Source organism: Pseudomonas sp. HN8-3 (assembly GCF_020790195.1).
Classification (GTDB): domain Bacteria; phylum Pseudomonadota; class Gammaproteobacteria; order Pseudomonadales; family Pseudomonadaceae; genus Aquipseudomonas; species Aquipseudomonas synxantha_A.
This window is the reverse complement of sequence record NZ_CP086206.1, coordinates 4,784,444-4,802,876: the sequence shown is the minus strand read 5'-3', so window position 1 is coordinate 4,802,876 and position 18,433 is coordinate 4,784,444. Positions and strand designations below refer to the sequence as shown.

General features: G+C 60.7%; 16 protein-coding genes and 1 pseudogene. 6 read left to right on the top strand and 11 right to left on the bottom strand.

Features of this window, described 5'->3' with window-relative positions; all coding sequences use genetic code 11:
- Positions 1-144 precede the first annotated feature (144 nt).
- The 5 genes from colR (at position 145) to LJX92_RS21295 (ending at position 3,914) form a co-directional block, all read left to right on the top strand.
- Complete coding sequence (gene colR / locus LJX92_RS21315) at positions 145-828, top strand: two-component system response regulator ColR (RefSeq protein ID WP_003175870.1); 684 nt, start codon at positions 145-147, stop codon at positions 826-828.
- A complete protein-coding gene (locus LJX92_RS21310) occupies positions 818-2,098 on the top strand; it encodes a sensor histidine kinase (RefSeq protein WP_103734877.1) in 1,281 nt (426 codons plus the stop codon). The genes colR and LJX92_RS21310 overlap by 11 nt, the downstream gene beginning before the upstream one ends.
- Positions 2,099-2,286: 188 nt before the next feature.
- Complete coding sequence (locus tag LJX92_RS21305; protein ID WP_005791029.1) at positions 2,287-2,967, top strand: class I SAM-dependent methyltransferase; 681 nt, start codon at positions 2,287-2,289, stop codon at positions 2,965-2,967.
- A 3-nt stretch (positions 2,968-2,970) separates the two neighbouring features.
- On the top strand, positions 2,971-3,690 hold the full coding sequence (locus tag LJX92_RS21300; protein ID WP_005791027.1) for a lipopolysaccharide kinase InaA family protein: 720 nt from the start codon (positions 2,971-2,973) through the stop codon (positions 3,688-3,690).
- The gene (locus tag LJX92_RS21295; protein WP_005791025.1) at positions 3,687-3,914 is read left to right on the top strand and encodes a hypothetical protein; all 228 of its coding nucleotides are present in this window, start codon (positions 3,687-3,689) and stop codon (positions 3,912-3,914) included. The genes LJX92_RS21300 and LJX92_RS21295 overlap by 4 nt, the downstream gene beginning before the upstream one ends.
- 102 nt (positions 3,915-4,016) lie before the next feature.
- Here LJX92_RS21295 and LJX92_RS21290 read toward each other — a convergent pair whose 3' ends face one another.
- From LJX92_RS21290 to LJX92_RS21280, 3 genes are read right to left on the bottom strand one after another with little or no spacing between them, the layout of a single operon-like run.
- Positions 4,017-5,114, bottom strand: coding sequence for a DUF1513 domain-containing protein (locus tag LJX92_RS21290; protein ID WP_228309923.1), 1,098 nt, complete (start codon positions 5,112-5,114; stop codon positions 4,017-4,019).
- A gap of 2 nt (positions 5,115-5,116) precedes the next feature.
- Positions 5,117-6,181, bottom strand: a complete 1,065-nt coding sequence (locus LJX92_RS21285; protein WP_005791021.1) for an imelysin family protein — start codon at positions 6,179-6,181, stop codon at positions 5,117-5,119.
- Positions 6,182-6,212: 31 nt separating this feature from the next.
- Positions 6,213-7,652, bottom strand: a complete 1,440-nt coding sequence (locus LJX92_RS21280) for a di-heme oxidoredictase family protein (RefSeq protein WP_223017883.1) — start codon at positions 7,650-7,652, stop codon at positions 6,213-6,215.
- Positions 7,653-7,791: 139 nt separating this feature from the next.
- On the opposite strand from LJX92_RS21280, the gene LJX92_RS21275 reads away from it, so the two are divergent.
- The gene (locus LJX92_RS21275; RefSeq protein ID WP_032879659.1) at positions 7,792-8,355 is read left to right on the top strand and encodes an NAD(P)H nitroreductase; all 564 of its coding nucleotides are present in this window, start codon (positions 7,792-7,794) and stop codon (positions 8,353-8,355) included.
- 408 nt (positions 8,356-8,763) lie between these two features.
- Here LJX92_RS21275 and LJX92_RS27030 read toward each other — a convergent pair.
- The 8 genes and pseudogenes from LJX92_RS27030 to gap all read right to left on the bottom strand — a co-directional run.
- Positions 8,764-8,883, bottom strand: a pseudogene (locus LJX92_RS27030) (outer membrane lipoprotein carrier protein LolA); the annotation flags it as partial.
- A gap of 422 nt (positions 8,884-9,305) precedes the next feature.
- Positions 9,306-11,444 carry a methyl-accepting chemotaxis protein gene (locus LJX92_RS21270; RefSeq protein ID WP_228308919.1) on the bottom strand — a complete coding sequence of 713 codons (2,139 nt, stop codon included), beginning with the start codon at positions 11,442-11,444 and terminating at the stop codon, positions 9,306-9,308.
- A gap of 138 nt (positions 11,445-11,582) precedes the next feature.
- On the bottom strand, positions 11,583-11,984 hold the full coding sequence (locus LJX92_RS21265; protein ID WP_032879662.1) for a YbaN family protein: 402 nt from the start codon (positions 11,982-11,984) through the stop codon (positions 11,583-11,585).
- Positions 11,985-12,092: 108 nt separating this feature from the next.
- Positions 12,093-12,701: a biliverdin-producing heme oxygenase gene (locus LJX92_RS21260; RefSeq protein WP_078822215.1), complete on the bottom strand. Its 609-nt coding sequence runs from the start codon at positions 12,699-12,701 to the stop codon at positions 12,093-12,095.
- A 137-nt stretch (positions 12,702-12,838) separates the two neighbouring features.
- Positions 12,839-15,403 carry a TonB-dependent receptor gene (locus LJX92_RS21255; protein WP_032879664.1) on the bottom strand — a complete coding sequence of 855 codons (2,565 nt, stop codon included), beginning with the start codon at positions 15,401-15,403 and terminating at the stop codon, positions 12,839-12,841.
- Between the two features lie 115 nt (positions 15,404-15,518).
- On the bottom strand, positions 15,519-16,487 hold the full coding sequence (locus LJX92_RS21250) for a FecR family protein (protein ID WP_228308918.1): 969 nt from the start codon (positions 16,485-16,487) through the stop codon (positions 15,519-15,521).
- 75 nt (positions 16,488-16,562) lie between these two features.
- Positions 16,563-17,081, bottom strand: coding sequence for an RNA polymerase sigma factor (locus LJX92_RS21245; protein WP_005791005.1), 519 nt, complete (start codon positions 17,079-17,081; stop codon positions 16,563-16,565).
- 132 nt (positions 17,082-17,213) lie between these two features.
- Positions 17,214-18,215 carry a type I glyceraldehyde-3-phosphate dehydrogenase gene (gap, locus tag LJX92_RS21240; protein WP_005791003.1) on the bottom strand — a complete coding sequence of 334 codons (1,002 nt, stop codon included), beginning with the start codon at positions 18,213-18,215 and terminating at the stop codon, positions 17,214-17,216.
- Between the last annotated feature and the right edge of the window lie 218 nt (positions 18,216-18,433).

The following is an 18,433-nucleotide window of genomic DNA, read 5'->3' as shown; positions in this document are numbered from 1 at the left end:
GTGAAGCTATAGTGAAAAACTCGTTTGTCCCTGTAATCAGTTGAAAACCCTCATCAGTGGGCCTTTCAGCTCTATCCCTGAGCCCCGCTTGGCCTTAAGCTGCGCGAGCCAACACGGCTGTTACCGCGTACGGAGACACTGCCCATGCGAATTTTATTGGTTGAAGACAACCGCGATATTCTGGCCAACCTGGCCGATTACCTGGGGCTCAAAGGCTACACAGTGGACTGTGCGCAGGACGGCTTGTCGGGCCTGCACCTTGCGGCCACCGAGCATTACGACCTGATCGTGCTCGATATCATGCTGCCTGGCATCGATGGCTACACCCTGTGCAAACGCCTGCGCGAAGACGCACGGCGCGATACGCCGGTGATCATGCTCACCGCACGCGATCAACTGGATGACCGCCTGCAAGGCTTCAAGTCCGGGGCTGATGATTACCTGCTCAAGCCATTTGCCTTGTCGGAACTGGCCGCGCGGATCGAGGCGGTGTTGCGGCGTGCCCAGGGTGGTGGCCGCCGCGCCCTGCAGGTGGGTGACCTGAGCTACGATCTCGATACCTTGGAAGTCACCCGCGAAGGGCGCCTGCTCAAGCTCAACCCCGTCGGCCTGAAACTGCTGGCAGTGCTGATGCAGAAGAGCCCGCACGTGCTACGCCGGGAAATTCTCGAAGAAGCCCTGTGGGGCGATGACTGCCCGGACAGCGACAGCCTGCGCAGCCACGTTCACCAATTGCGCCAGGTGATCGATAAGCCCTTTGCCAAGCCGTTGCTGCAAACGGTGCACGGTGTGGGTTATCGCTTGGCCGAGGGCCGTGATGGAGTTTAGACAAAGCCTTGCCCAACGGATCATCATCGCCTTTGCCTTGATGAGTGCGTTGGTGGCGGGGGCCTTCGCCATGGGGATCGTTGCGACGGTGCACCTGGTGGAAGAGAAGCTGATCTCGGCGGGCCTGGGCGGTGACCTGCAACGCCTGCTGTTGATGGACAGCATGGAAGACTGGCGACATCGGCCGGAGCCGGACCAGCTGTTTTACTTCAGCGGCGGGCAAGGCGATTTCGAGTTGCCCAAGGATCTTCGGCATCTGGACCCGGGCTTCCACGAAGTATTTCGCGAGTCTCTGTCGTACCACGCCATGGTCGAGGTGATCGACGGTCGGCGTTATGTGCTGTTGCAGGATCAAAGCGATTTTGAAGAGCGCGAGCGCGTGCTGTTTGCCGTGGTGCTGGTGGGGTTCGTGCTCAGCCTGGCGCTGGCGGTGTTCCTCGGCTGGGTGCTGGCCCGCAAGGTGATGGCGCCGGTAGTGCGCCTGGCTCGCCAGGTGCGGCATCGTGACCAGTTATTAGGGCTGGCGCCGCCTTTGGCACCGGATTATGCAGCCGATGAAGTGGGCGAGCTGGCGGTGGCGTTCGATGCCACGCTGGGTCGCCTGCGGCAGGCGTTGTCCCGTGAGCAGTTGTTTACCAGCGATGTAAGCCATGAGTTGCGCACGCCCTTGATGGTGTTGGCCAGCTCCTGTGAGCTGCTGCTGGAAAACCCCGCCATCGATCAACGCGGCCGTAACCAGGTCCAGCGAATCGCGCGGGCCTGTGAGGAAATGCGTGAACTAGTGCAGACCTTCCTGATGCTGGCCCGCGCCAAACACGATGATGCTGCCATGTCGGCTCAGGTCAACCTGACGCAGGTCGCCGAAGATTTGCTTGGGATCTGGCGTGGGCCCATCGAGCAAAAAGGCCTTGAGTTGATCTACTGCCCTGGCAATCCTCTGGATACTCGCTACAACACTACGTTCCTGCACGCAGTGATGGGTAACCTGTTGCGCAATGCACTGCATTACACCGAGCAAGGGTTTATCCGCCTCACGCTGGAGCCGAGTGGTTTTGTGGTGGAGGACTCTGGCGTGGGCATTCCTGAAGACAAGCGCGAAGCGATGTTCGAGCCTTTTGTGCGCGGCAGCGAGAACCGTGGCGAGGGGCTGGGGCTTGGTCTGTCGCTGGTGCAACGGATCTGCGAGAGCCAGGGCTGGAGCGTGAGCCTGACGACGATGGAGCCCAATGGCTGCCGTTTTCATGTGGAGCTGAGTCAGGTCAAAAGCTGACCGTTCAGTCTGTCGTTTTGCGGATGCAGACTGCCTGCTTTTCAGCGAAGATGGCCCGATGCTACTGAATGTTTCTGTAAAGTCTTGAAATGTATGCAGTTGGACAGGACAAGATTTTCACAATGAGTTGACCTGTTGATTACGTTTAACTGCTTAAGGTTGCAGGCATCAGTTACCGGAGACGTACGATGCCTTCCCCAATCAAGTTGGAATTTTCCGAAAAGTACGACGATCAACACGCGCAACAATATTTGCTCAAACATCAGGACAATCTGGCTCGCCGGTTGTCCCACAAACGCGACGAGCAACTGGCGCGTGGTGCACTGGCCATGGCCGGTGAGCCGGGCCTGGTGCTGGACCTGCCTTGTGGCGCTGGACGTTTCTGGCCGTTGCTGGCCGAAAAACCCAACCGTGTGATTATCGGGGCTGACAATTCGGCGTCGATGTTGAAGATCGCCACCACCGCGCAACCGGCGGAGGTGGTGAAACGGGTACGCCCTTTGCAGACATCTGCCTTTGATATCGATTTGCCAGATAACTCCGTCGACAGTATTTTCTGCATGCGCTTGATGCACCACATCGGTGAAGCGGAGCACAGGCTGACAATACTGCGTGAGTTTCAGCGAGTTACCCGTGACAGCGTGATTATTTCGCTGTGGGTGGACGGCAATTTCAAGGCCTGGAAGCGCAAGCGCAGCGAAGTGCGTCGTCGCAAAAGAGGTGAGCAGGAAGGTTACCAAAACCGGTTTGTGTTACCGGCTGCTACTGTCGAGGCAGAATTCGAGCAGGCCGGTTTCCGTGTTCAGGAGTCCCTGGACTTCATACCGCTCTACGCCATGTGGCGAGTGTATGTATTGCGCAAGAGGTAACAGATGGCAGTTGAGTGCGTAGCAGGCAGTCATGTAGCTCCCGAGGAGCGGTTTGATTATTTCTGGCGCCAGAAGGGTGAGTGGGTCGAAGAACCCAATCGCCGGCGTGGCGGTGAAAGTGGTGTGCAGCGAGTGGTCAGCCCTAATGGGCGTTTGCTGTATTGCAAGCGTCAGACCGGGCACATCTACCGCAGTTGGTTGCATCCATTCGGGCGTCCGACCGTGCTGCGTGAACGTGATGCCTTGAAGGGCCTGCGTTTGCTGGATGTGCGCGTGCCGGAGTTGGTGTTTTGCGAGGCGCGACGCGACCCGGAGCATCAATGGAAAGCCCTGTTGGTGACCGCGTCATTGGACGGTTTCGACGAGATCGAAAACTGGTACGCCGCCGGTGGCCGTGAGCAGTACGGCGAGGCGGTCCACGAGCGTTTGCTCCAGGAGCTGGCCGGCACCCTGGCCCGTATGCACAAGGGCCGCTGGCAGCACGGTTGCTTGTATATCAAGCACATTTTCGTGCGGGTAACCGGTGAGCCTGATGCGGCGATTGTGGAAGTGGCCCTGCTGGACTTTGAAAAATGTCGCCAGCGTTTGACCGCTTATCGGGCGGCGTCCCATGACATGCTGCAATTGCGCCGCCATTCGTCGTGGAACGATACCGACTGGAAAAAACTCAGCTACTTTTACGAGACGGCGTTTGGCAGCGCTATCAAGGGTTTAACCAGATGAAGCTAGAAATAGCACGAGGTTTGTTTTTGGTCGGGGCGTTGGGCATTTCAGCCCTTGCCCTGGCAGCGTGGGAACAACCTCGCACACAAGTGCTCAGTGCGGTAGACGGTGGCGGGCAATGCCTGCTGCCGCGGATTGCCAAGGCAAGTGTGGCGGCCAGGCCTGATCATGATTTGCTGCTATTCATGTTCGGGATGTCTCAAGCAATGAGGCCGCAAAGTTGAAACGAGTAAAACTCCTGGAAAGGGCCTTGCGATGCGAGGCCCTTTTTTTACGCCTGACGCTTTAACGGTAGGAGCAAGCTCGCTCCTGCAGAGGGGCGATTTTCAGATCAGGTGCAGGTGGTTATCCCAAAACCCCGCCGGTAATTCCAATGGCTTGGCCATCAGTCGTTCCTGACGACAATCATAGAAGCGGCAACGTCCCTGTCCCGACGTAACCACAAACCCGTCCGCCACTGCACCCACACCGGCGCAGTCGGGCAACGGCCCATCCAGGCGCAGCTCGGCGCTGTCCATATCCCAGATGAAGAAACGATTGCCACGCGGCGCCGTGAGCGCTACTAGGCGCAGTTCGCTGTGCACCGCCACGCTGGCGGTGTAGTGCCCTATCGCTTGCAGTTGCTCATCGGCTACCGGGAACGCCATAAAAGGCTGGCCCGGGCGCTTGATTGCGAGCAACTCGGAACGCTCCTGGGACGGCCCCATGAACTGCTGCCCGGTGAGGATGGTGCCATCGCTGGCGATCCCCATATGGCGCACGCTGTTCATTTGCTGGCCCAACGTTTCCTTGCTGATCAAGGTGCCATCGCGCTGCATCAGCACCAGGCTCGGTTCCATGGCGTTGAGGTTCATCTCCACGCGGCTTTCGGCTTCGGTGCGAATGCCGCCGTTGGCCACCACCAGGGTTTCGCCGTCGGGCATCCAGGAGACCTGGTGCGGGCCGATGCCTTGGGTGGAAATCTCGCCGCTGTGTACCAGCCGCTCGCCTTCGAACTTATACACCCCCAACAACCCACGACCGGGATCTGAGGTGTCGTTCTCGGTGGCGTACAGCCAGTCGCCGCTCTTGTGGATCACCGCATGGCCGTAAAAGTGCCGGTTGGCCTTTGAGGTGATGGTTTGCAGCAGCGTGCCATCGCGCAGGTCGATCAGGTAGCTCTCGGTGCCCGGACGACGGGCGACGAACAACGCAATTGGCAGTGTGGGGTGGTTGATGATGTCGTGACAGCGCTGGCCGACCTGGGTGGCAAAGACGGGCTTGCCGTCCAGGCGATAGCCGACAGCGTAGTGCTTGCCGTCGGCATCATCGCGTGCCGAGAGCAGCAGCGGTCCCTTGTCTTTGCCTTTGAACAGCGTCCAGCCGCCCAACGTGAGGGCGCTGAGCAGCACGCTACCCAGCGCCAAAGCCTGTCGCCTGAGCATCATCAGTCACCGTCGTTGGCGTTGAAGCCCAGTTGGACGCCCAATGCTTTGGCCAGCTCGCCCTCGTGAAGGCGATGGACCACATTGAGGCTGTCGTAGATATCGTTGAGTTGCTGGCGCCCGGCGTCATCGTTCAACAGTTCGTTGAGGGAGCGCTGGTTGCTGGCGAACAGTTTCAGGGACGCAGCATAGGCGGCGTCGATCTTCTCGGCCAACGGCTTCTGATCGCTCGGCAGCAGGCCGCGCAGGCCTTTGTTGTCGACACCGACCCATACGGTCTGGGCGGCGGCGAGGCTGGCCTCCAGGCTTTGCAGGGAGGACTGGCTGCGCCATGCATCGGCCTGGAAGGGTTGCGGGATGCCCTTGGTCTGGCGGCCCATCGGCGTGCCGAGTTTTTTCTTCAGGGTGTCCAGTGCGGTTACTTGCACGCGCAGCAGATCGGCAATGGCTTCGTGGGAATCAGCGTAGCGCTGGTTCGGAAACTTGGTCATCTGCGCGAGCATACCGTCGGTGCTGTTCCAACTGGCGAGGATCTCTTCAGCCAGGGCCTTCTGACGCTCGCCGATGGCCATCAGCAGCGGGCAGTAGCGGGCTTTCTGGGTTTCGTCGGCAACGTCGGGCTTGGCGTCGTAGAGGATGTATTCGTAGGCCGACAGGCCCTGCACCACCACGCTCGATTTGGCCAGGGCGGCCGCATCGATCTGCGGCTGGGCGCTGACCAGTTGCTCGACCTGGCGACCTACCAGGTTCTTCTTGTCCGGCCAGAACTGCACCTGCCAGGCGCGGTTGCCTTCGGCCAGTGGGCCGATCAGCAACGGTTGCAACTCGGCCCAGGCTTTTTGGGCGTGCAGGAAGTCGGCGCGGGCAGTGTCCAGGCTTTCCTTGCCCTGGCAGTAGGCCAGGGCGCTTACGGCCAACTGGCGGTCGGCTTCAACCCAGCGGCTGTAGGTCGGCAGGATCACCTGCTTGGCGATAGCCGCCGAGGTCACCGCTTGCGGGTCCTGGGGCGAGCACGCGCCCAGGGCAAGGGCGGCGAGGCTGGTGAACAACAACTTGGGACGAAACATGTCGAGCTCCCTTCTGTGAGTGGGGCGAAGCTTATAAAGAATTCAGGAACGCCAGCAACGCGGCCCGCTGTTCGGCGTTAAATGACAACACATGTTGTTGCGCCGCTTGTGCTTGCCCGCCGTGCCACAGCACGGCCTCAAGCAGGTTGCGGGCGCGGCCGTCATGCAAGAACTGGGTGTGACCACTGACGGTTTGCGTCAGGCCAATGCCCCACAGCGGCGGGGTGCGCCACTCACGGCCAGTGGCGTTGAATTCGGTACGGTTGTCGGCCAGGCCTTCGCCCATATCGTGCAACAACAGGTCGCTGTAGGGGCGTATCACCTGATTGGCCAGCTCGGGTTCGGCGGCGTTGGCGGCCGTGGTGAATGTCGGCTTGTGACAGCCCTGGCAACCGGCCTCGTAGAACAGGTTCTTGCCGGCCAACACTTGAGGCGTGTTGACGTCTCGGCGCGCAGGCACCGCGAGGTTGCGGGTGTAAAACAGCACCAGGCGCAGGATGTTGTCGCTGACTTCCGGCTCGCCGTCAGGGCCATTGCCGTTTGGAGCCTGCTTGCACGCCACTTGGGCGTCGGTGCAGTCATCAAAGGGTCTCAGGGAGGTCGTGAGACCCATATCACCCGAAAACGCGTGAACATTTTGTTGGTTGAGGTTGGGTTGCCCGGCTTTCCAGCCAAAACGCCCAAGTACGGTTTTATGCTGGGCGTCATCCCAGACCCAATTGGCGCGGCCGACGATTGCGTCTTTGTCGGCGGTCTTGGGGTCGGTGTTGCGCAGGATATCGGCGTCGCTGATTGCTTCGAGCAGGCCCAGGCCGATCATCGGCGGCGCGATGCGTGCCGAGAAGCGTGTGTCGGGGTGCATCGGGCCGTAGCCGAGCTGGGTAATTTTCAGGTCGGGTTTGCGCAGTTCGAGGACGGTGCCGTCCTTGAAGCTGACCTGGACAGGGCTGTAGTCGACCCGCACCTTGCCTTCCGGAACGACGCCCGGCACGGACATGTCTTGCAACTGCCCGCCATACACCGGCTCGGGCACCACGCCGAGCTGTTCGATCAGCTTGGCGTAGGGGGGCTGCTCTGTAATGGAGAGAGGAATTGAGAGGCGTACCAGCATCGACACGGCATTGGGCGCATCAGGCAGCGGCGGGTGGCCACGGCCGTCCTTGATATGGCAGTTCTGGCAGGCGTTGGTATTGAACAGCGGGCCCAGGCCATCCCGTGCCGTGGTGGTGGCCGGCGCGATCACCCAGGGGTTGCGAAAGAAGCTGTTACCGACGCTGAAATCCAGGCGACGGCTGGGTGCCAGGTTGGCCGAGGGCAGGGAAAAGGCGTTCTGGTCGCGCTTGTTTACCGTTGTCGCGCCACCGGATCGCGATTCACCCGGCTCGGCCTTGGTGAAGCGAGGGGCGTCGTCGCAAGCAGTCAGGCATAGAGCCAGCAACGCTGCAGACAGGTAGGAAAGCGAACGGAACATCGAGATTCCTGGACGAGGGGGCAAAATCTGGTCGCAAAGTCTAACAGGGCCGGGCGGTTTGAATAAGAGCAATTATCGTTTGGTGGCATCGCGATTCTTTCCCGCTAGAATGACCACACATTTTTTTTGGAGGTGGCCAATGCAGGCTCTCGACGCTTTGCTCAACCGTGTTTCCGTGCCGCGTTTACTCGACCCGGCACCGACCCAGGAGCAGCGCGACCTGTTGTTCGCTGCCGCCATGCGGGCGCCCGATCACGGTCAATTGCGCCCTTGGCGTTTCCTCACCGTAGAAGGCGCAGCCCGTGAGCAAATGGGCACGCTGTTGGCTGAAGCCGCCCGGCTGCAGGACGCCGACGCACCGCAAGCCGTCATCGACAAGGCGCAGAACGGCCCGCTGCGTGCGCCGTTGGTAGTTGTGGTGATTGCGCGTTTGCAGGAGCACTTCAAAGTGCCCAAGTCCGAGCAATTGCTGGCGGCGGCCTGTGCGGCCCACGGCATCCTGCTGGCGGCGTATGCCCAGGGGATTGGTGCGGTGTGGCGGACCGGGGAGTTGTCCTATTCGGCCCATGTGGCCAAAGGCTTGGGGCTGACGGCGGGTGAAGAAGTGATTGGCTTCCTTTACCTGGGCACGCCGCAGAACCCGCCGCGTACGGCGCCGAAGGAAGACCTGACGCCGTTTGTCCAGGCCTGGAGCGGACGCTAAGCGGTGTGCGGTCAAAATGTGGGAGGGGGCTTGACAGCTAACTAGGATGTTGGGGGGGGCGAGTACATATCCATTGCTGCGGTAACGGCCACTTAGGGTTCCGCTCTTACAGCGGCTCACTTTTGGAAGGACCGGAATGCCGGCCCAGCCAAAAGTAAGCAAAAGGTCCTCGCCCCACCACTCGGCACCTCGCCTAGGCTCGGTGTGCCCGAACGAAGGCTTGAATCCGTGGGCCGCCGCAATGGGCCATCCCTGGCCCAGTGCGGCTAACCCGGCGTCCTGCCGGGTTACCCACGGATTCAAGCCTGCGTTCGGCCAGCGTGGTTTAACGGGGCGCTTGAGATCAAAAGCAAGATCAAGAGCGGCTCGCTTCGCATCGTAGATACGCTGGCGGCGCTTCTGCTTTTCTGTAGGAGCGAGCTTGCTCGCGAAAAACCTGAGGGCGCCGCGCTCATTCTGATTTCCCCCGTCATCGTTAACGACCTTCGCGAGCAAGCCCGCTCCCACAGGGGTACGCGCACGCTTCAACGATCAGGTCGGCTATAAGGCCGCCTCGCTGTGCTTTTGATCTTGATCTTAGGCGCCCCGTTAAACCACGCTGGCCGGAATTCGACATGGATTTGGGGGGTAAACCGGCAGGGATGCCGGTTTAGCCGCCCCGCGCCATGGATGGCGCGTGGCGGCGGCCCCCCAAATCAATGTCGGATTACGGGCACACCGAGCCTAAGCGAGGTGCCGAGTGGTGGGGCAAGAGCGCTTTGGTTACTTTCGCGCTTTTCGAAAGTGACCCGCTGTAAGAGCGGAACCTATAGTGGCCGTTCCCTAAATAACGGATATGTACTCGGCCCAACCACCCAACCACCCAACCACCCAACCACCCAACCACCCGGTCACATCGTCAACGTGGGGCTGTCGCGCAGCCCCCTCCCACATTGGACCTGTGGTGTGAATTACACCCTGAACTGATCCATCAACTTCATCTGCTGGCTGGCCAGGGCATTGAGCTGGCTGCTGATCGCCGCCGACTCGGTAGCCTGGCCGGTGAGGGTTTCGGTCACGGTGCGAATCGCCGAGACGTTGCGGTTGACCTCTTCGGCCACCGCGCTCTGCTCTTCGGCAGCGCTGGCGATTTGCAGGTTCATGTCGCTGATCACCGTGACCGCGTCACTGATCTTGCCCAGCGCCTGCACCGCCTGATGGATCTGCCCGGCATTGCTCTGGGCCTGGTGCTGACTGGAGTGCATGGTCGCCACTACCCCACGGGTACCGCTTTGGATGCGCTCGATCACCACGCGGATTTCCTCGACCGAATCCTGGGTGCGTTTGGCCAGGTTGCGTACTTCGTCGGCCACTACCGCAAACCCGCGCCCGCTTTCGCCGGCGCGTGCTGCTTCGATCGCGGCGTTCAATGCCAGCAGGTTGGTCTGTTCGGCAATGCTGCGGATCACTTCCAGGACTGAACCGATTTGCTCGCTGTTGACTGCCAGGGCTTCAACTTCGGTCACGGCCTTGCTGACTTCCTCGGCAAGGGTGGTGATGTCGCGGGTGCTCTGCTCGATGATCGACATGCCTTCGCGGGCCGACTGATCGGCGCCGCGTGCCGCGCTGGCGGCATTGGAGGCGCTGTTGGCGACGTCGTGGGCGGTGGCGCTCATTTCATTCGACGCGGTGGCGACCTGGTCGATTTCACGGAACTGCACCTGCATACCTTCGCTGGTCTGGCGTGCAATGGCCGAGGATTGATCCGCCGTACCTCGGGCTTCGGTGATGCTTTGTTTGATCTGGGCGATGGTCGGCTGCAGCTTGTCGAGGAAGCGGTTGAACCAGTTCACCAGCTCGCCCAGTTCGTCTTTCTTGGTGTAGGCCAGGCGTTGGGTGAGGTCGCCGTCGCCGCTGGCAATGTCCTTGAGCATGGCCGCCACGCTGTTGATCGGACGGGTCACGCCGGTGGCGGTCAGCCAGATCAGCAACAAGCCCAGCAAGCCGGCGGCGGCTGCCACCAGCAAGGCTTTGAGGGTGCCGGTAGCCTGGGCTTCGTCGAGCACGGCTTGCAGCTTTTCGTTATCAGCCAGCATCACACTTTTAGGCAGTTTGATCACCACACCCCAGGATTTGGCATCGGCAATCGGCTTGACCGGGTACACGGCGCGAATCGTGTCGTCCTGTTCGCGGATCATGGGCCGATCATTGCCCAGCAGTTGCACGATCTCCTTGCCTTCGGCGCCGAGGGTGTCGACCAGGTTCTTGCCGACCCTGGCCGGTTCGCCGCTGTAGGCTGCAATCAGGCCGGTGCTGGACAGGATTTCCAGGTGAGCAGCACCGTTGAACACGTCCTTTTGTGCCGCATCGGTGGTGGCTTGCAGGGCGGTGAGGGCGATGTCGACACCCACAACGCCGATGACTTTGCCGTCGACGATCAGGGGCAGGGAAATGGTGGTCATCAGCACAGGTTTGCCGGCCACCGTGTCTTCATACGGGTCCAGCAGGCAGGTGCTGCGGGTGTCCCGTGGGCAGGTATACCAAATGTTGTAAGGCGTACCGCTGAGGTTGAGGGTGGTCTTGGTCAGGTCATCCTCGACCATGATGGTGTTCAGGCTTTCGCCGCCGGCACGGCTCCAGTAGCTGGAAAAGCGACCTTTTTCGTTGGAGACGCGAGCCTTGTCGTCAACGAATTCACTGTCCTTGCCATCCAGGCCGTTGGGCTCGAACGACAGCCAGATGCCCAGCACCTTGGTGTTGCGCTCGAACGCGGTTTTCACGCTCTGGTTGATTTCTTCGCGCAGGGCGCCGGCTTCAATGGAGCGCTTGGTCCCCAACTGACGCAGGTCCTTGATCTGGTCGGCGAGGGCGGTAACCGCCAGCAGGTTTTCACCGAAGGTCTTTTGTAACTGTACGGCCTGTTCAGCGGCCTTGGCTTGCAGCAGCTGTTCCACGCTGGCGGTGAGCATTCGTGAGCTTGAATCACTGACCAACCGATCGTTCTGGTTGGTGTTGTAGATATTGATGCCGACCACCAGTGCGATCACTCCCAGCAGGCAGAGGCCGGACAGCAGCACGATTTTCAAGCGGATAGAAAGGGTGTCGAACATAGGTTCACTCACGAATGGACTTGTGGGTATGCACGCAGCAGAGCCAAGTCCATTCGGCGCCGTTCCTGAAACATCGGCGTCACAAATCAATTCATGAGTAATAGGCGATGAGCGGTAGGAAAATGCCTACGCCGGGCGTTATACGGGCCGTGCGAGCTGCTCGGGGCGGGACCAGATCCACAGGTTGCCCAGGCTCATCCCGGCGATTGCCAGGTACACCGGCCAGCCATGATCAAGCATCACCAGCATCAGCAGGGCACACAGCAACATGCTTACGGTGGCGCTGACCTTGGCCCGGCGTGCAATGATCTTGCCGTTGCGCCAGTTGAACAGGATCGGCCCGAACAGGCGGTGGTTTTCCAGCCAGGCGCTTAAGCGCGGTGAGCTTTTGGTGGCGGCCCAGGCGGCCAGCAGGATGAATTCGGTGGTCGGCAAACCCGGTATGACAATCGCGACCAAACCGATCCCCAGGCTGACGTAGGCCAGCAGGCCATAGAGAAGTTGGGCGATCTTTGAGGAGGATTGGGTTTTGCCGGTCATGCTGCAATTTTCTGGTGGGAGGGTTTACACATGATCTGCCATGAAATGCACTCAAATGTGGGAGCTGGCTTGCCTGCTCCCACATTGAACCGATGTCTACCGGAACATTTACGCCATTTCTGGGGCGCTAGCGTACGCCTGTTCCAGCAACACGGTGAAGCGCACAAACGCATCGATCGCGCCTTTTTCTACCGCAGCTTCTTCTTCGGCGCTGAACTCCAGGCTGTCGAGGGTGCGGGTGAAGCTTTTCCAGCCTTCGGCGCGGCCACCGGCCGGTTCGCCCAGGTGGCGGGCCCCGAAGGTTTCGCTCAGGCCCAGGCCCACGGCGCGCTTGATCAGAAACGCGGCGCCCAGCTTGGAGCCTTCGGACACGAACAGCCAACCCAGGGCTTCGGCCTGGCTTGGGTTTTTCACCGCGCCGGCGACCGGAGCCGGAACGTCGGTGTCCAGGTCAGCCAGGTCGAGCTTGGCGGCTTCGGCGCGGCAGCGGGCGGCCAGGTCGGGAATGATCGTGTTCAGCGCGGCATCGTTGTACAGCGCCACCAGTTCCGACTGGAACAGGTACTGGGCCACCACGAAGCGGGCGAAGTTGGCTTGGGTTTCGAACGGCGCATGAGCCTTCACCAACGCATCCAGCTTGGTGTGCGGTTCATTGGTGATCTGGTTCAGGCGCTGGGAGCGCAGGCTTGGGCGTTCTGCGGTAGGAGAAGCGGTCATGTAAAAAGTCCTTGAAAGAGGGAGCGCCTGGGTGCCCTTAAAGAGAGCTGTTATCAACTAGACGAACAAGAAGACGTGGCACAGTAAAAAATCCTCACCCCGCCGCTGATGGATTCCGGCGAGGTGAGGCGGGTGGATCAGATGTCCCAGATCAGGTTGATCGCAAAGTTGCGACCGGGCTGGGTCAGGCGGTCCAGGTTGGCCGGGCCGGTTACGCCAGCTTCGCCGACGCTGTCGTAACTGCGCACGTCATCCCAGTTCCAGTACTTCTTGTCGGTGAGGTTGTAGAGGCCACCGTTGATGGTCACGTCGTTGGTGACCTTGTAGTAGGCGGTCAGGTCGAGGATGCCGAAGCCCGGGGTCTTGAACGGGCCGTCGGTGCTGCCGTCGGGAGCGTGGAAGGTGGTGCTGTCGACGCGGTTCTGTTTTTTCACCAGGGTCCAGCTCAGCAGGCCGCCGTAATTGTCCTGGTCGTAGCCCAGGCCAAACACGCCCTTGAGCGGGTTGACGCTGTTCAATGGTTCGCCATTGTCGTCGTTGCGACCGTGGGCGTAGGCAATCGAACCCTGGGTGTACAGTCCCTTCGGCGCGCCGAACGCATCCAGGTTCAGGCGGCCCTTGGCTTCCATGCCCTTGATGGTGGCGCGCTTGATATTGACGGCCTGGAACTGCTCCACGGTGCCGCCGACCACGGCGTTGTCTTCGTCGATAAAGTCGCGGTACTTGTTGTAGTACACCGCGATGTCGAAGGAGCCTTCGTCAAACTTGCCGCGTATCCCGGTCTCGATGCCTTTGCTGGTCTCCGGCTTGAGGTCGGGGTTGGGTTCGACGGTGTAGCCAATGTTGAGGTTTTCGAAGCGGCCATACAGGGCCTTCGCCGAGGGGGTGCGGAAGCCTTCGGCGTATTGGCCGAACCAGGTGTAGTTATCGGTCAGGGCGTAGGTCAGGCCGAACTTTGGCGTGACGCGGTGCCAGGTTTTGTCCTTGCCATCGACGGCATATTCGCCGGTCGGGTTGACGGTGTTGAGGAACTCCTGGGTCAGCTTGGGCTTGAGCCGGGTGTAGTCATACCGCACGGCGGGCAGGAAGGTCCATTTATCCCAGCTGATCTGGTCCTGGGCAAACAACGAGTAAGTGTTGATGGTCGGGTCGGGGAAGTCGCTCGCCTTCTTCACGCTGTCGCTTGCTTGCGGGCTGGGCGCGCCGATGGCGGTGCAGCCGCCACCAATGGCCAGGCACGAGGCGGAGCCTTCGCGCGAGCCGGTGACTTTCTGCTGCTTGAGGGTGGTGCCGTAGGTCACCTGGTGGTCGGTTTCGCCGACGCTGAACGCCTTGTCCAGTTGAGCGTCGAAGACCCACTGTTTTTCTTCGTAAAGGGTGTCGCGGGTACGCAGTACGCGGCGACCAGCCTGGTAGATCTCGGCGGTGGTCTGGTCGGTCTTGGCGATCTGGTAGTTGAGGCTGGTCTTGATGCGATCAGCGATCGGCGACTCCAGGGCAAAAGTGTTTTCCAGGCCGAAGCGCTCGCGGGTGATGGTGTCGTTGCCCGAGCGGGCACGGTAGAGGTTCATGCCTCGACCGCCGATGAACGGGCCGCCTACGGCATTCTTCAGGTTGACGTCGCGGTCATCCTTGAACTTCTCGTAGGTCAGGCCCAGGCGGTTTTCATCACCATAGTTCCAGCCCAGCTTGGCCAGCACGTTGGTGGTGCGCGCGTCTTCCGGGTTGGCGCCGGTGCGGGCCAGGCCGGTGGCGTTGTTGCCGTCGTAGGATTCGGTTTCATGACCATTGCGCTGGCTCAGGTGCAGCAAGCCATCGAAGTCCTGTACCCGTCCTGCGAAGGTGCCGGAGGTCAGCCAGCTCTCGTCGGCGGAGCTGTAGCCGGTCTTGAGGCGGGCGCCGACGTCCTTGCCGGGCTTGATGATATCGTCCGGGTCGAGGGTGAAATAGCTCACCGCGCCGCCGATGGCGTTGCTGCCGTACAGGGCCGAGGCCGGGCCGCGCAGGATCTCCACGCGCTTGACGATTTCCGGGTCGACGTAGTTGCGACGGGTCTTGGCGTAGGGGCCGTTGAAGAAGTTGTTGGGCACTTCGACGCCGTCCACCTGGGTGAGGATGCGGTCGCCGTCGATACCACGGATGTTATAGCCCGCGTTGCCTGAGCGGGTGCCGGCGCCGCCGACGGAGACACCGGGCTCGTAGCGCACCAGTTCGCGGATGTTGTTGGTGTTCTGGCGGTCCAGTTCCTCGCGGTCGTGCACGCTGACGGTGCTGGGTACGCTGTTCACATCCTGTTCGTTACGGGTGGCGCTGATGGTCACCTGTTGCAGGGCGAGGGCGCCGCCCGCGGCGCGTTTCTCCAGCACGATATTGTTATTACCCAGTTTGCGGTAGCTCAGGTTGGTCCCCACCAACAACCGCTCCAGGGCTTTTTCCGGCGACAGCGGGCCGCGCACGCCAGGGGACGACACTCCCTGGCCCAGCTCTGCCGGCAGGCCGACTTGCCAGCCGGTCACCGCGGTAAAGGCGTTGAGCGCCGACACCAGCGGTTGCTGCTCGATGCTGAAGTTGTAATTACCGTGGCTGCGAGGGGCGGGTTCGGCGGCGGTGGCGCTCATGACGGGCGCGCCAGCCAGCAGGATCGCAGCGGTCAGCAAAGACAAAACGGGCGAAGAACACCGGCGGTTGAAACGAGAGGACATCGAGAGCGCTCCGGGATACGAATCTTATAGTTGCGAACTGAACCAAATAGGAATCAGTTGCATTGGCTATAACGAGACGTATCGCCGGTTAACATCGAGTAAAAATAATTCTCATTTAGTTCAGGATCACCAGCGCCGGGTATTCCGACAGCTTGGCCGAGGTGATATGGGCCAGGGAGCGCACCACGTCAAGCGGCTGGTCGAGACGATAGTTGCCGGTGACGGCGACGCTGGCCAGTTGCTCATTGTTGTTGACGATCCAGCCAGGGTAATAGCGGCGCAGTTCAGCCAGGACTTCGCTCAGCGGGCAATTTTCGAACACCAGACGACCCTGCACCCACGCCAGATCCTTGCCGACATCGAGCTTGGCCGGTTGGCCGAAACCCTTGGGGCCGATGCGGATGCTTTGCCCGGCACTCAGGCGTACGCGGGCATCGTCGTAGGTGTTGCTCAGGTCGACATCGCCACGCTGCACCTGTACCTGGGCCTCGCCATCGAGGTAGCGCACGGCGAAGGCGGTGTCGCGCACGCTGGCACGCACGGGGCCGGCGTCGATTTCCAGGGCCAGGCCACGGCTGGGGGCTATGTCGAAGAACGCTTCGCCCTGGTACAGGCGCGCAATGCGCTGGTGGTCGGTGATGCGGCTGGAAAATGCCGAGTTGGTGTTGAGCAGCACCTTGGACCCATCGTCCAGTTGCAGGCGCTGGCGCTCGCCGACCACGGTGAGGTGATCGGCCTGCAAGCGCACCGGCAAGTTGCTGAAGCTGAACAGACCGATCAACAGCACGGCCGCGGTGGCCAAGGGCTTCCAGTGCGGTTTGATCCGGCGCCAGCCGCTTGGCTTGCGTGGCACCGCCAGGGCCACGGCGGCGCTGTGTACCGGTGCACCTGCCCAGGCCGCCTGGGCCTTGCTGAACGCGTGGACATGCGCCGGGTCCTCGGCCAGCCAGGCGTCGAACTCGGCCTGCTGCCCGGGTTGCGGGCACTGCAAGGCGATCAGCCAATCGAGGGCTTGGTCCATGGCCGTGTCTTGCAGCACCTCATGAGCCAACGCATGGGGGCGCAGTTTATTCGGGTCCGTCACGGTGTTCCTCGGGTCTTCGCCACGTTCTATTCATTTTTTCGTACAGCGTGGATCGATAGCTCTGTCGGATGGAGCTTAAGGCTGATCCAGCCGTTCGGCCACACCTACACAGATGGCCATGATCAATTTCAGTTCCTTTTGTACGGTGCTCAAGGACACGTTCAACTGATCGGCAATCTCCTGGTAGCTGCAACCGTGCAGGCGGCTGAGGATGAAAATCCGCTGCTGACGAGCGCTCAGCTGGCCGAGGCTGACGCTCAGATGCTCCAGCAGTTGCTCGGCCTGAATGGCTTCTTCAGGCGTGCTGGCAGGGGCGGCGACGCTTTGCAGCACGTCCAGCGGGACGTCTTCCTGCAACGTGCGGGCCTGGATCCGGCGCGAGCGCAGGTGATCCAGCGCCAGGTTGCGCGCGGTCTGGTACACAAAGGGTTCAAGGTGGTCGATCGGCCGCTCGCTCAGGGCCCGAGTGACGCGCAGGTAGGTTTCCTGCAACAGGTCCTCGGCAGTGCTGTGGTTATTCACCATCCGCTGCAAGGTGCGTAGCAGAATCACCCGTTGGGTGAGAAAGACTTGGTTGAAGCGAGATTGGCTCACAGTGATACCAGATCGATTTGCAGCGAATGATAATGCTTATCATCAACCGAAATGGCAAGTGGCTATTTCCCTGAACCTACGCTGGACAAAATGTAACTGTGGGAGGGGGCTTGCTCCCTCCCACAGGTGGGATTACTCGGCGTTGCACAGCGCCAGGCAGTTATCCAGCATACGGTTGGAGAAGCCCCACTCGTTGTCGTACCAGGCCAGCACCTTGAGCAGCTTGCCGCTGACCTTGGTGTGATTGGCATCGAAGATCGACGACAGCGGGTTATGGTTGAAGTCACTGGAAACCAGCGGCAGGGTGTTGTAACCGAGGATCTTCGAGTGCTGGCTGGCCTGTTTCAGCAGGGCGTTGACTTCATCGGCCGTGGCTTCTTTCTTCAACTGCACAGTCAGGTCCACCAGAGACACGTTGATCACCGGTACCCGCACCGCCATGCCGGTCAGCTTGCCCGCCAGTTCCGGCAGCACCAGGCCAACGGCTTCAGCCGCGCCGGTTTTGCTCGGGATCATGTTCTGGGTGGCCGAGCGCGCGCGGTACGGGTCGGTGTGGTAGACGTCGGTCAGGTTCTGGTCGTTGGTGTAGGCGTGAATGGTGGTCATCAGGCCGCTTTCGATACCCAGCTCACGGTGCAGCACCTGCGCGACCGGCGCCAGGCAGTTGGTGGTGCACGACGCGTTGGAGATGATCTGGTGGGACTGACGCAAAATGTCATGGTTTACGCCATAAACCACAGTGGCATCCGCGCCCTTGGCCGGAGCCGAGATGATCACCTTGCGCGCGCCGGCGGTAATATGGGCGGCAGCCTTGTCACGGTCGGTGAACAGGCCGGTGCATTCGAACACCACGTCGATCTTGTGCGCAGCCCACGGCAGGTCGGCGGGGTTGCGAATGGCACTGACGGCAATCCGGTCACCATTGACGGTCAGGCTTTCCTGATCGTGGGCGACCTCTGCATCGAAAGTGCCGTGTACGGTGTCGTACTTGAGCAGGTGGGCGTTGATCGAACTGTCGCCCAAATCATTGATGGCGACGATCTGCAAATCCTGGCGATAGCCTTGGGTATACAGTGCGCGCAGGACATTACGGCCGATACGGCCAAAACCATTGATTGCGATACGTAGAGTCATTGGAAAAGTGCCTGTCGTCGATTTGTTGTAAGAATTACAAGATTATTCGCATAAAAATAGAAAACAAGCCTTTTTAGTGGCAATATTTTGTTCAATCTACAACGAGTGACCTGAATCAACTGGTCCGATGATCCAAACGACCCCCTGCCATCCCATGAGCCGTGGGCGTTTGATCAGCATAGACACTCAGGTCGCCACATCCGTTAGCCTGGAGTTCT